The 12887-nt window shown below is 65.5% G+C and carries 14 protein-coding genes; 8 read left to right on the forward strand and 6 right to left on the reverse strand.

Going from position 1 to position 12887, the window contains the following annotated elements; all coding sequences use genetic code 11:
* Positions 1–150: 150 nt before the first annotated feature.
* From QZ281_RS02945 to fliI, 3 genes are read right to left on the reverse strand one after another with little or no spacing between them, the layout of a single operon-like run.
* Positions 151–1215 carry an endo-1,4-beta-xylanase gene (locus QZ281_RS02945; RefSeq protein WP_292224532.1) on the reverse strand — a complete coding sequence of 355 codons (1065 nt, stop codon included), beginning with the start codon at positions 1213–1215 and terminating at the stop codon, positions 151–153.
* A 42-nt stretch (positions 1216–1257) separates the two neighbouring features.
* Complete coding sequence (locus QZ281_RS02950; protein ID WP_292224535.1) at positions 1258–1668, reverse strand: flagellar FliJ family protein; 411 nt, start codon at positions 1666–1668, stop codon at positions 1258–1260.
* Positions 1669–1675: 7 nt separating this feature from the next.
* On the reverse strand, positions 1676–3019 hold the full coding sequence (fliI, locus tag QZ281_RS02955; RefSeq protein ID WP_292224538.1) for a flagellar protein export ATPase FliI: 1344 nt from the start codon (positions 3017–3019) through the stop codon (positions 1676–1678).
* A 209-nt stretch (positions 3020–3228) separates the two neighbouring features.
* Between fliI and QZ281_RS02960 the strand changes: the two genes are divergently transcribed.
* Positions 3229–4629, forward strand: a complete 1401-nt coding sequence (locus QZ281_RS02960) for a PAS domain-containing methyl-accepting chemotaxis protein (protein ID WP_292224540.1) — start codon at positions 3229–3231, stop codon at positions 4627–4629.
* Between the two features lie 213 nt (positions 4630–4842).
* Here QZ281_RS02960 and QZ281_RS02965 read toward each other — a convergent pair whose 3' ends face one another.
* A complete protein-coding gene (locus tag QZ281_RS02965) occupies positions 4843–5754 on the reverse strand; it encodes a DMT family transporter (RefSeq protein ID WP_292224542.1) in 912 nt (303 codons plus the stop codon).
* A gap of 84 nt (positions 5755–5838) precedes the next feature.
* Between QZ281_RS02965 and QZ281_RS02970 the strand changes: the two genes are divergently transcribed.
* A complete protein-coding gene (locus QZ281_RS02970; protein WP_292224544.1) occupies positions 5839–6321 on the forward strand; it encodes an Lrp/AsnC family transcriptional regulator in 483 nt (160 codons plus the stop codon).
* Positions 6322–6375: 54 nt separating this feature from the next.
* On the opposite strand, the gene QZ281_RS02975 is transcribed toward QZ281_RS02970, so the two are convergent.
* Positions 6376–7665 (reverse strand): histidine kinase dimerization/phosphoacceptor domain -containing protein, encoded by a 1290-nt coding sequence (locus QZ281_RS02975; protein WP_292224547.1) that lies wholly within the window; start codon positions 7663–7665, stop codon positions 6376–6378.
* A 147-nt stretch (positions 7666–7812) separates the two neighbouring features.
* Here QZ281_RS02975 and cysK point away from each other — a divergent pair, with 147 nt between their 5' ends.
* From cysK to QZ281_RS03005, 6 genes are all read left to right on the forward strand, one after another.
* Positions 7813–8793, forward strand: a complete 981-nt coding sequence (gene cysK, locus QZ281_RS02980) for a cysteine synthase A (RefSeq protein WP_292224550.1) — start codon at positions 7813–7815, stop codon at positions 8791–8793.
* Between the two features lie 99 nt (positions 8794–8892).
* Complete coding sequence (locus QZ281_RS02985) at positions 8893–9447, forward strand: hypothetical protein (RefSeq protein ID WP_292224553.1); 555 nt, start codon at positions 8893–8895, stop codon at positions 9445–9447.
* Positions 9444–10094 carry an OmpA family protein gene (locus tag QZ281_RS02990; protein ID WP_292224556.1) on the forward strand — a complete coding sequence of 217 codons (651 nt, stop codon included), beginning with the start codon at positions 9444–9446 and terminating at the stop codon, positions 10092–10094. The genes QZ281_RS02985 and QZ281_RS02990 overlap by 4 nt, the downstream gene beginning before the upstream one ends.
* A gap of 2 nt (positions 10095–10096) precedes the next feature.
* A complete protein-coding gene (locus QZ281_RS02995) occupies positions 10097–10351 on the forward strand; it encodes a hypothetical protein (protein ID WP_292224559.1) in 255 nt (84 codons plus the stop codon).
* 42 nt (positions 10352–10393) lie between these two features.
* Positions 10394–11614, forward strand: a complete 1221-nt coding sequence (locus QZ281_RS03000) for a DUF2336 domain-containing protein (protein WP_292224562.1) — start codon at positions 10394–10396, stop codon at positions 11612–11614.
* A gap of 161 nt (positions 11615–11775) precedes the next feature.
* On the forward strand, positions 11776–12204 hold the full coding sequence (locus QZ281_RS03005; protein ID WP_292224572.1) for a MucR family transcriptional regulator: 429 nt from the start codon (positions 11776–11778) through the stop codon (positions 12202–12204).
* An 84-nt stretch (positions 12205–12288) separates the two neighbouring features.
* Here the strand turns inward: QZ281_RS03005 and QZ281_RS03010 are convergent.
* Positions 12289–12887: DUF2336 domain-containing protein (locus QZ281_RS03010; protein ID WP_292224565.1), on the reverse strand; the 599-nt coding region annotated here is incomplete at its 5' end.

Below are 12887 nucleotides of genomic sequence, written 5' to 3' on the forward strand. Positions count from 1 at the left end.
GCTGGCGCCTCGGCCCACCGCGCTCGTGGTCATCAAGCCGCGCCGAGCACGGCTCCGGCTCAGACCCCGGCCCCCAAGAAATAAGACGAACGTTTCCCTCTCCGTTCGCCGGAACGCCCGTCAGCCGCAAGGCTGGCGGGCGTTGCAATTTCAGATCGAGCGGAAGGCGCGGGCCAGAGCGCTTGCCATCGGATTGGGGCGGCCGAAGCTATCGAAGGCCAGGGGCTTGTCGCGGCCGTCGTCCTTGTCCCCCTGCCGATACCAGCTGTCGGTGTCGCGCAGGCCCCAGACGGTGAAGGCGAACCTCTGGCGCGGCGCCAGGGCCATGAAGGCGTCGGCCAGTTCAGTGACGCGCGCGGTCTGGGCCGCGATCCGGTTGGCCTGACTGCGCGTATCCAGCCGCTTTTCGGTGCGCAGGCTGCAGTCCAGTTCCGACACATGGATGGGCAGGCCGAACTGGGCGATCTGGCGGTAATATCGGGCGATGGCGCCTTCGGGAATGTCGATCCACAGATGGGACTGCAGCCCCAGCCCCTGCAGCGGACACCCCGCCTTCAGCAGCCGCTCGACCAGACGCAGGAACTGCTCGCCCTTGGCCGGGACGCTTTCCTGATTGTATTCGTTCAGGAACAGGACGGCGTCGGGATCGGCGATCCGGGCCTTGTCGAAGGCGCGCAGCATATAGCCGTCATGGCCGTATCGGCGGCTCCAGTGACAGTCGCGCAAGCCTGATCCGTCATCGAGGATCGGCTCATTGACCACGTCCCAGCTGCGCGCCTTGCCGCGGTACCGGCCCGCCAGAGCGGCGATATAGCCATCGAAGGCGCGGTCGAAGGCGGCGTCATCCAGTCCGGCAAACGCCTGTTCGCCCTGTGCGTACCAGATCAGGGTGTGGCCGTGCATGGCCATGCCGCTGGCCTGTGCGAAGGCGGCGATGCGGTCGGAACGGTCGAAGTTGGGGCGATCCAGACCGTTGGCCAGGATGTACTCCATCTTCATCTCCCACTCCGGCGTCAGCTGGGAGACATTGGTGCGGGCCAGGGTGACCCAGTCGGGATCATCCAGATGCATCGCCTTGACCGCCGTGCCGAACGGGCAGGGGGCGATGGTCTTCAGCGGCGGAACGGTGATGGCGGCAGGCTCGGCCGAGGCGAAGCGGTCGCAGGCGGTCAGGGCCAGAGGGGCGGCGAGGACGGCGCGGCGGGTCGGCATCATGGTTCTCCCTCCCCGCAGGGGAAGAGAGAAAACTGTCGGTCGTCAGACCGCACGTTTCCGCAGGCCCATTTCGTCGAACGCCGCCGTCTCGCGCTTGGCGATGGCCATCAGACGGTTCAGGCGGGCGGCCTCGGCGACGTGCTCGAACTTCTTCAGTTCCTCAAAGGCGCTGGTCAGGGCGTCGCGGGCGCCGGCTTCCTCGGCGTCCAGGGCGGTCAGATCGCCTTCCGCCACGGCCTTGCGTGATTTCCACCCGTGCAGATAGGCGGCCAGCATCATGCTGGCGTGGGCGTCCATGCTGGCGCGGCTGCGCTCGTCCTCGGCCTCGGCGTCCAGCACGGCGATGCGCATTTCGGCGGTGGCGCGGCGGGCGCTGATCTCGGCCAGACGCTTCTGCAGCGTCTCGACCTCATAGTTGGAGATGCGGATCAGGGATTGAGCCCAGGCGGTCATTGCATCGTCACTCGTGGATCATACCTTGGTTCAGGATGTCCTCCAGTCGGGTAAAGGAATCGGAAAGACGGGTCGCGTCCTCCTTGTCTTGACCCAGGAAGGCCTCCAGTGCGGGGTTCAGGGCGATGGCGCGGTCCACGATGGGATCGGCGCCAGTGCGGTAGGCGCCGATCTTGATCAGCTCTTCCATATTGGCATAGGCGGCCAGGGTCTGGCGGGCGCGCTTGTTCAGTTCTCGCTCGGGCGGGGTCTGGCAGCCGGGCATGGTGCGGCTGACGGATTTCAGCACGTCGATGGCGGGGAAGCGGCCGCGCTCGGCGATCTTGCGGTCCATGACGATGTGGCCGTCCAGAATACCGCGCACGGCGTCAGCGATGGGTTCGTCATGGTCGCCGCCGTCCACCAGCACGGTGAACAGGGCGGTGATCGGCGCCGCCGTGGTGCCGTCGGGCCGCACGGGGCCGGGCCCGGCGCGCTCCAGCAGCTTGGGCAGTTCGGTGAAGACGGTGGGGGTATAGCCCTTGGTCGTCGGCGGTTCGCCCGCCGCCAGGCCGATCTCGCGCTGGGCCATAGCAAACCGGGTGACGCTATCCATCAGGCACAGCACCTCCAGATCCTGATCGCGCAGGAACTCGGCGATGGCCATGGTCATATAGGCCGATTGGCGGCGTTTCAGGGCTGGTTCGTCAGAGGTGGCGACCACTACGACAGCACGTTTCAGGCCTTCTTCGCCCAGAGTCTCTTCCACGAACTCGCGCACTTCGCGGCCCCGTTCGCCGATCAGGCCCACGACCACGGCGTCGCAGGTCGCCTCCTTGGCCAGCATGGACAGCAGCACCGACTTGCCCACGCCCGAACCGGCGAAGATGCCCAGACGCTGGCCCCGGCAGGTGGTGGTGAAGACGTCCATCGCCCGCACGCCCAGATCCAGGCGTTCGCCGACCCGTCCGCGCGAATGGGCAGGCGGCGGGGGCGCGCGCAGGGGATAGGGGGCCGGTCCCTGCGGCAATGGCCCCTTGCCGTCGATGGGCTGGCCAAAGGCGTCGATGATCCGGCCCAGCCAGGCGGTGGTGGGGCGCACGCTGGCGGCCTGATCGATGATCTTGATCTCGGCGCCGGGGGCCACGCCCTCGACCGGGCCGAACGGCATCAGCAGGGCCTTGGCGTCGCGGAAGCCCACGACCTCGGCGGGCAGGGGGGCTTGGCCGCGTCGTCCGATCTCGGCCCGTGCGCCGACCGCCAGACGCGAAAGACCGCCGCGTGATTCGATCAGCAGGCCGGATACGCCCGCGACCTTGCCGGTGACGACCAGAGGGTCGATCGCTTCAACGGCGGCGACGAGATTGCGCAAAAATGGACCCCAGAAACAGCGGTTAACAGATGCGGCATCATGGTTAACGAGCGGTGAAGCTGTCTGACGTGCGTGTCGACTGCTGTACGCCTCTGGGTAGTGGTCTACGCAAATATACGTACAAATTACAACCTTCACGAGAAACGCTTTTGAAAGGGTTTGAGCGCAACTTCGGCAGGCCAAAAGTGTCTGATCGGTAGGAGACCGGGATGTTTGCAAGGCGTCGGGTTGCCAGTGAAACAAGCGTTCGTCTGTCCGATCTGGACGCCAAGCTGGCGGCCATCGGTCGCTCACAGGCGGTGATCGAGTTCAATCTGGACGGCACGATCATTGAGGCGAACGACAACTTCCTGAAGGCCATGGGCTATCAGTTGTCCGAGATCGTCGGCACGCATCACCGCCAGTTCATGGACCCGACCGATGCCGCCTCGCCGGAATACGCCGCCTTCTGGCGCAATCTGAATGCAGGGCAGTTTCTGGCGCAGAAGTTCCGGCGTCTGGCCAAGGGCGGGCGCGAGATCTGGCTTCAGGCCTCGTATAATCCGGTGTTCGGTCCCGACGGGCGGCCGATCAAGGTCATCAAACTGGCCGTGGACATCACGGCCGAAGAACAGGCCGCTGCGCGCAGCGAAGCTCAGCGTGTCGAGGCCGAGGCGGCCCAGCACAAGCTGGTCGAGGCGCTGGGCGGGGCCTTGGCCAAGCTGTCGGCGGGCGATCTGACGGCGCGCGTGACGCCCGAGATGAGCGGGTCCCACGCCCTGGTGAAGGACGACTACAACGGCGCCATCGAAAGCCTGCGCCAGACGCTGGATCAGGTTCTGGCTGCGGTCGCTACATTGCGTGGCGGCGCGGAAGAGATTTCAGGCGCCGCCGATGACCTGTCGCGGCGCACTGAGCAGCAGGCGGCCTCACTCGAAGAGACGGCGGCGGCGCTGGACGAGATCACAGCGACTGTCAGCCGAAGCGCAGAAGGCGCCCGCCAGGCTTCCGCCGCCGCCGCTAGCGCGCGGACCGAGGCGGATCGGTCGGGCGAGGTGGTGCGTCAGGCGGTCGCCGCCATGGACGGCATCCGCAAGAGCTCGGGCCAGATCGGCGAAATCATCGGCGTGATTGACGAAATCGCCTTCCAGACCAACCTGCTGGCCCTGAACGCAGGCGTCGAGGCCGCGCGGGCTGGAGACGCGGGGCGCGGCTTTGCTGTCGTCGCTTCGGAAGTGCGGGCGCTGGCCCAGCGTTCGGCGGACGCAGCCAAGGAGATCAAGGCCCTGATCAGCACCTCCACCGCCGATGTGGCGCAAGGGGTGAAGCTGGTGGACGAGGCCGGATCCACCCTGGGCGCCATCGCCCAGAAGGTCGCGGAGATGGACGCCCTGGTCGGCGAGATCGCCTCATCGGCCCAGGAGCAGGCGACCGGGCTGGGGCAGGTCAACACCGCCGTCAACCAGATGGATCAGGTCACCCAGCAGAACGCCGCCATGGTCGAGGAAACGACCGCCGCAGCCGCCAATCTGAAGACCGAGGCCGACCAGTTGGCGGCGCTGGTCGAACGGTTCGACACCGGCTCGCGCGGGGCGGCCAATCCGCCGGTTCGTGTGTCCCCTGGCCCGTGAACGCGCCCGCATCCGCGCCTTCGCCGGCGGCGGGTCGGCGGCGGCGGTCGCTACTGACGGATGGGAGGAGTTCTGACCTGAGGCATCCGCTCATCCGGGCGAAAGCCGGGATCCAGTTCCGTCGCCTCGGCGCGGATCGAAAACCACGGCGGCAGTCCCCCCACGTCGTGCGTGCGAAAGCACAGGGTCCCGGCTTTCTCCCGGGTGAGCGGATCAGGTTACAGGCGTGTTCTCGGTCACCGGCGGCGACTGGCGTGTCGTGACGATGGCGCCGACCGAGGCGACGACGATGGCGGCGATGGCCAGCCATTGCTGGCCTGTCAGATGTTCATGCAGGAAGATCAGGCCCGCCACGGCCCCGACCGCCGGTTCGGCGCTGAGGACCACGCCGAAGGTGCGCTTGGGGATCGAGCGCATGGCGAACATCTCGAACGTATAGGGCATGGCGCTGGAGAACAGGGCCACCGCCGCGCCGGCCAGCAGAATGGCCGGGTTCAGCAGGGCGGCGCCCGCGTGGGCCACCCCGAACGGCACGATCACAATGGCCGCCACGCTCATGCCCAGGGCGACCGATTGACCGGGGTGGATGTGGCTGAGCCGCTTGCCGAACACGATATACAGCGCCCAGCACAGGCCCGCGAAGGCGGCCAGGCCCACGCCGACGGGATCCAGTGATCCGACGCCCTGTTTCAGCGGCAGCAGCAGGCCCAGGCCCAGAACTGCAAAGCCGATGCAGACGAAATGGATGGGCTTGCGCGAGTGGAACAGGGCCAGGCTGAGCGGCCCCATGAACTCAATGGCGATGGCCAGACCCAGCGGAATCGTGCGCAGGGACATGTAGAAGCTGAGGTTCATCGCGCCCAGCGCCACGCCGTACAGCAGCACCCCCATCAGGTCCTGACGTGTCAGGCGGAACCGCCACGGCCGGAACACCGCGATCAGCAGAATGGCCGACAGCCCCACGCGATAGGCCGAGGTGCCCTGCGCCCCGATCACCGGAAACAGGGTCTTGGCGAAGGATGTGCCGCACGCCAGCGTCACCATGCCCGCGAACAGCGCAAGATAGGGCATCAGCTGCAGCGCGATGGGGGAGTTCAGGTGCTGTTTCAGGGGCAGGGAGGTCATGACGGCTAGGTAGCCGAAATCCGCTTGCGCTTCCCGGCGAATTCCGGCCTCAATGCGCCTGAAATCGTCACGAAAGGCCATTCCATGACGAATTTCGTCACCCTGGACGATTTTGACTACAAGCTTCTGGCGCGCGTGCGCCTGAACAATCTGGAACCCGCGCGGATCACCGCCGAGGCGGTGGGCCTGTCGGAATCCGCCGTCCTGCGTCGCCTGCGCCGTCTTCGGGCCGAGGGGGTCATTGCGGGGGATGTGGCGGTGATCGACCCCGCGCGTGTCGAACCGCGCATCGTGCTGCATGTCCTGGTCGAGATGAACACCCAGGACCGCAAGGTGGTCGACGCCTTCCAGCGCGCGATGAAGGCCAGCCCGGAGGTTCAGGGCTGCTGGGACGTGACGGGAGAGACCGACTATCTGGTCACCGTCGCCGTGCGCTCGATGCAGGAATACGAGGCCTTCGGCATTCGCGAAATGATCCCCGACAAGGGGGTGCGCGCCTACAAGAGCATGATCGTGATCCGCGAGGTCGTCGGCTTCGATCCCGCCCGCGCGGTCCTGGCGCGTTAGAGCCTGATTGTTTCGGACGGAGCCGCTGCGCGGTTCCATCTCAACCGATTGCCCTTAGGCGGCGGGCGCCTCGATCACGATCATGGCGCCGGAGCCGGTCGCGCGGTTTTCGATCACGCCGCCGATCTGTTTCACCAGACTGTCGATCACGCGCATGCCCAGGCTGCGGTCGCTGCGGGCGGCGGTCAGGTCGAAGCCCTTTCCGGCGTCAGCGACCGTGACGGTCAGGCGGCCGTGGGCGATGCGGCCGGTGACGGCGACGACGCCCCCCTGCGGCCCATAGGCGTATTTGATGGCGTTGATGACCAGCTCATTGACGACCAGACCCAGCGGTATGGCGATGTCGGCGGTCAGGGGCACATCATCGGCGTCGCAGGTGACGATATGGTGCTGGCTGCCCGTATCGATGGCCTCGCACAGCTTGGTCAGGAAGTCGCACAGGATGACGCTCTGCACGTCCGATCCGCGCCACAGCTGATCGTGGACCTGGCTGATGGCCTGGATGCGTGACCCGGCGTCGCCCAGGGCGGCGCGGACATCGTCGGACGCTGCGCCGCGCGCCTGCATGGCCAGCAGGCTGGAGACCAGGCTGAGGCTGTTTTTCACCCGGTGGCTGACCTCGCGCGTCAGCAGGGCCTGATGTTCGATGGCGGCCAGCAGCCGTTCTTCGGTCTGCTGACGGGCGATGGCGGCGCCGACGACGGCGGCGAAGGCGTCCAGAAACAGGGCGTCGCTGGCGTCAAACTGGCCTTCGTCGGGGCTGTCGACCTCCAGTACGCCCCATGGCGCGCCGTCGATCTCGGGTCGGATCAGGACATTGATGGCCCGGCGCACGCCGTGGTCGGCCAGCAGTTTGGGCGTGCGGAACCGATCCTCGATCTCCAGATGATTGGAGATCAGCGGCTTGCCTGTCTGGAAGGCGAAACCGGCGGGGGAGTCCAGATCAAGCTCCAGCGTTGCACGCCCCTCGACCTCGCCGCTCCAGCCCACTCCGGCGATCAGGACCAGACGGTCGCGGGTGTCGTTGTGGATCAGCACCTTGGACAGCGGCGTCTCTAGCCCATCGGCGCAGATCTCGCAGGCGGCGTCCAGTAGAGCCTGGCTGTCGCGTTCGCGCAGGGCCAGTTCGCCAAAGCGGGCCAGAAGCGATTGCTGTTTCAGGCGGTACTTCAGCTCGTCAGCGGTGGAGCGGACCTCCAGCACCGGCGCCGCCTCGACGCGTGGCGGCTGTAGGTCGTCCATCTGGACCTGGGTGTCGCCGGATGCAGGGGCGCGCATCTGTTCAACCAGATCGGCGATCTCGGGCGTCATGCCGGTGGCGGCGAGGGTGTCGGGATCGGACAAGGGGCTGGAAACTCGGTGTTCGGTGGGCTCGATTATAGATTACATAGTCGCTCTGATAGGATTGCGCAGAAATCATCGCAGGCGGCCTCTTGCACGTTGCGGCAAGGCCTTATCTGTTGTGCGCTCAAGATTGACGGAGAACTCCCCATGTCCGACTTCAGCTACGATGCGTCCCGCCACCTGAAGAAGGGGCGGGGCAAGGTCTATGACTCGATCATCGACACCATCGGCGACACCCCCATCGTGCGCCTGCCCAAGCTGTCGGCGGAATATGGGGCCAAGGCCACGGTGCTGGCCAAGCTGGAGTTCTTCAACCCTATCGCCTCGGTCAAGGACCGGATCGGCGTGGCCATGATCGACGCGCTGGAACAGGCGGGCAAGATCAACAAGGACACGCTGCTGGTCGAACCGACCAGCGGCAACACCGGCATCGCCCTGGCCTTCGTCGCCGCCGCCAAGGGGCTGAAGCTGATTCTGGTCATGCCGGAAAGCATGTCGATCGAGCGCCGCAAGATGCTGGCCCTGCTGGGCGCCCAGCTTGAGCTGACCCCGGCGGAAAAGGGCATGAAGGGCGCCATCGCCCGCGCGCAGGAACTGCTGGAGACGACGCCGAACTCGGTCAGCCCGTCGCAGTTCGAGAACCTGGCCAACCCCGCCATCCACCGCGTCACCACGGCCGAAGAGATCTGGAACGACACCGACGGCGCCGTGGACATCGTGGTGGCGGGTGTCGGCACGGGCGGCACCATCTCGGGCGTCGGTCAGGCGCTGAAGGCCCGCAAGCCCTCGGTGCAACTGATCGCGGTCGAACCTGAGGCCTCTCCGGTCCTGTCGGGCGGCGCGCCCGGCCCGCACAAGATACAGGGCATCGGCGCGGGCTTTGTGCCGGCCATCTATGACGCCTCGGTCGTGGACGGGGTGGAGCAGGTCTCCAACGACGACAGTTTCGACATGGCGCGCAAGGTCGCCCGCACCGAGGGCGTGCCGGTCGGCATCAGCTCCGGCGCCGCCCTGACCGCCGCCTTCCGCATCGCCGCGCGCGAAGAGAATGCGGGCAAGACCATCGTGGTCATCATCCCGTCCTTCGCCGAACGTTACCTGTCGACCGCCCTTTTCGAGGGACTCTGACCGGAGCCTTTTTCCTGTCCGCGTGTTCGATCAGGACGCGCGGACGGTGACGCCTGGCGACGCCTGACGTGCGACGGATCAACAACGTCGGAACGCCCCATGTCAGTTGTCGCCCTTCGTCTGATCGCCCTCGCGGGGGCTTCGGCCCTGGCGCTTGGCGCCTGTTCCCCTAAAGACAAGGCCGCTGCGCCGTCCTCGCCTGAAGAACAGGCTGCGGCCGCGGCCAATACCCCCGTCACAGCCCAGCCGCGCCAGACCCGCAACGTGCCGGTCGATGTTCAGGGCGTGACCGAGGTCGGCGCCACCGTTCGGGTCAAGAATGTCGATCTGGCCGAAGACGCCACCATCGTCGACGTCAGCATCTCCTTCTCCGGCAATGCGACCAACAACGTCGAGATGGCCTCGACCGAAACCTATATCGAACTGCCCAATGGCCAGAAGCTGCGGTTGAAGCCGCCTGAGGGCAATCCGAACATGAATATCGTCAAGGGCGACACCATGAACGGGCGGCTGGTCTTCATGGGCGCGGTGCCGCGTGATGTTCAGCAGATCTCGCTGGTCTTCAATGAAGGTTCGACGTCCGACAGCATCATCGGCCCCTTCCTGCGTATCGGCATTCCCCTGACGGCCCAGGCAGCGGGAGCGACCAGATGACCAGCCGCCGGTTTCCGGTGGCGGCGCTGGCCTTGCTGGCGGCGGGCCTGGGCGGCACGGCGGCGTCTGCTCTGACGGTGCGGGTCATGTCCGGCAGCGCCATCGGCATGGTCTCTACCTTTGAGAAAGACCCGAACACGCCGCGCACCACCTTCGAAAAGGCGAGCCTGGACAGCAGCCTGCAAAGCGTGTTCGTCGCCTCCGAAGTCGCCCCCGAACGGATCGAGACGACCCGCAGTCTGTTGACGGAGCTTAAGGCCCGGCGGACCGATGGCGTGATCGTCATTGATCTGCCCGCCGACGTCCTGTTCGACTTTGACAAGGCGACGATCAGGTCTGACGCAGAACCTGCCCTGACACGGGCGGCGGAACTGCTGAAAAGCTATCCCGGCGCCCAGGTGAGCATAGGCGGTCATACGGACTCCAAGGGGGACGACGCCTATAATCAGGCCCTGTCAGTGCGGCGGGCGCAGTCCGTGGCGGACAGATTGCAGGGCGCAGGGCGCCGCTTCGGCGTCGAAGGCTTCGGCGAGGGTCGTCCGGTCGCGCCCAATGCGCATTCGGATGGAAGCGACGATCCTGAAGGCCGCCAGAAGAACCGCCGGGTCGAAATCCGCATCACGCCAAATCCTGGAAAGGCAGGTTGAGCATGGCTTTGATTCCTTGTCCGGCCTGTGCGCATCAGGTTTCGGCGGCGGCGCCGACCTGCCTCAACTGCGGCCATCCGATCGCCCGCGCGCCGAGCGCCGGTGGAAGTTTCAAGGAGGCCCTGACCCGGCCCGAAGCGGTGAAAAGCGGGTTCACGGTCTTGGGTGTCTTTGTCGCCGCGCCGTGGATAGCGCGGATTCTGGCGCTGTTGCTGTTCGTCATCCTGGCCATTGTGGTTGTGATCTACAAAAGTTGAACGGCTCACGCCCGGTTAACCGCTGATGTCTAGATTAGGGGCATGAGCGAAGTCTCGGCCCTGATCATGGATGGCGATGCGCCGCAAACGCCGGTGAAGGCGCGCAATGCGTTGATGAAGCGTCTTGCCGACGTCGTGTCCCTGCCGGCCAGCCGTGTGAACGCCTTTGAGCGGGCGGTGACGGGTGATCTGCTGGTCGACATGCTGCGTCTGGCCTTGCCGGAGGAGCGTCGGCGGGTTGCGGCCCGACTGGCGCCCCTGACCGAACTGCCGAACAGCGTGGCGCGCCTGTTGTTGCGTGACGAGCCGGATATCGCGCGGTTGCTGATCGAACAGTGCGCCTCTCTGACCGATGCCGACCTGGTGGCCTGTGCGCGGGATGCGGGGCCTGAGCACCGGATCATGATCGCCGGACGCCGGGGCCTGTCCGAGATCGTGACGGAAACCCTGTTGTCCTTCGAGGAGTTGGCGACCACGGAGCGGTTGCTGAAGAACGAGACGGCGCGTTTCTCGCAGGCGGGGCTTGAGGAAGCGGTGAAGTTGAGCCGTCTTCTGCCGGTGCTGTGCGCGCCGTTGCTGAAACGGTCCGAGATGAGGCCGTCCAGCGCCTATGTCATGTACTGGTGGTGCGGCCCGGAAAACCGGCGCACGATTCTGCAGCGTTTCGCCGTGTCGCGTGAAGTGATGCAGGAGGTCGTCGAAGACGTCTTCGCCATGGCGGCGAAAGAGGGTTGGTCTGACCCTGTCTCACGCAAGGCCCTGCAATTCATTGAGCGCCGTCAACGCAACCGCGCGGCGATAGAGAAGAGCCCGTTCGCAAATCTGGAAGAGGCCATCGCTGTTGCTGCACGCGACGGTCTGACGCGAGAAACAGCATCTGAGATCGCCTATCTGTCCGGAGTAAAGCCTTTGACGGGGGCCAAGATCCTGGGTGACTCCGGTGGAGAATCCCTGGCGATTCTTTGCAAGGCGACAGGCCTGTCGCGCGCTGATCTGCTCAATCTGTGGCGCTCCATGCGTCGTCCCGAGACAACGGCCGACGGTCAGGTTGATCCTGATTGGGAGCGTGTGCAGATCACCTATGAAATGCTGGCGGTCGACCGTGCGCAGACTGTGTTGCGGTACTGGAACTGGTCGTTGTCATCTGCCCTGACGCCTGAATTGTTACGCGCCATACGCGAAGGCGATGAAGGCATGGTGGATGAGTACTCTGCCCCAGAACGTGCGGCGATGATGGTTTTGTCGCAAGACTTTCGTCGTTGATCCTATACCGCTGCTGATTGTCACTATTCCGGTCATGCAACCTTGACGACTGTTGTGTGCCAGTGATTGCTTTTAAGTTCAAACATCCCTATGCACATTAAAGGTGGAGGGCGGCTGGCTTATCCAGTCGAAGTCATTGAACCATGGACCAGACGATCATTATGGAAGAAAAGCCCGAACTGTTGGAGATGACGGCTGACATCGTGTCGGCTTACGTCGGAAACAACACTGTATCCGCAGACGTCCTGCCGTCCCTGATCGCCAGCATTCACGCGGCGCTGTCCGGTGTCTCCGTCGCCCCCGTCGAGCCTGAGCCCGAGCCCAAGGAGCCGGCGGTTCCGGTTCGTAAGTCGATCAACGCCGACTTCCTGATCTGCCTGGAAGACGGCCGCAAGTTCAAGTCGCTGAAGCGCCACCTGCGCACCAAGTACGACATGAGCCCCGAAGAATACCGCGCCAAGTGGAACCTGCCCAAGGACTATCCGATGGTTGCTCCGAACTACGCCAAGGCGCGTTCGGAACTGGCCAAGCAGATGGGTCTGGGCCAGGGCGGCCGTAAGCCGGCCCGCGTCACCCGCGCCAAGAAGTAAGCCGGGAGCATTCCCGAACAGAAACGCCCGCTTCCGAAAGGAGGCGGGCGTTTTGCTGTGCGCTGATCTGTTTCGCGCCTGAGGTCAGGCCGCCTGGGCCGTGCGTCGCATGCGCCAGAAGCGCAGGGTGCGCAGGGCCGTGTCGCGGGTCAGTTCTGCGTACATGCCGCCATAGGCCGCAGCCCGGCCAATGGCATTGTCTTCAGCGCCGAGGATGACCACGGCGTAGGTCAGGAAGATCGCGCGATCCAGATCCGCCGCCCTGCAGATCACCGCCAGGGCGTCCAGTTCGTGACGGTCCGCCACGCTCTTGGCGGTGAGGAAGTCGATATCGGCCAGTTCGGACAGGGCGATCAGGAAGGCGGTCGCACCCTTGGTCCGCATCAGGCGCGCCAGCACCGTGGGGGTCAGGGGACCCTCGGCGCGCAGTTGTGTCACATGGGCCAGGCTTTCAGCGTAGTCGCCCGGCAGGTCGCCTTGATCGACAGCAACCTGGGTGCGTCCGGCGGCCAGAGCGGCCTCCAGCAGCGCCGGGTCAAGCCGTGCGTTCTGCTCCAGAATCTGCTGGCGCAGCCGGGCCTCGACGACGAAATACATCTCGTTGACCAGATCAACGGGCAGGCAGGCGCCCTCGACCGTGGCGGCGTGAAGTTCGGGGTTGGCCTTGGCGCGCTCCACAGCGG

Origin of the sequence: Brevundimonas sp. (assembly GCF_018608325.1) — a bacterium.
GTDB lineage: Bacteria > Pseudomonadota > Alphaproteobacteria > Caulobacterales > Caulobacteraceae > Brevundimonas.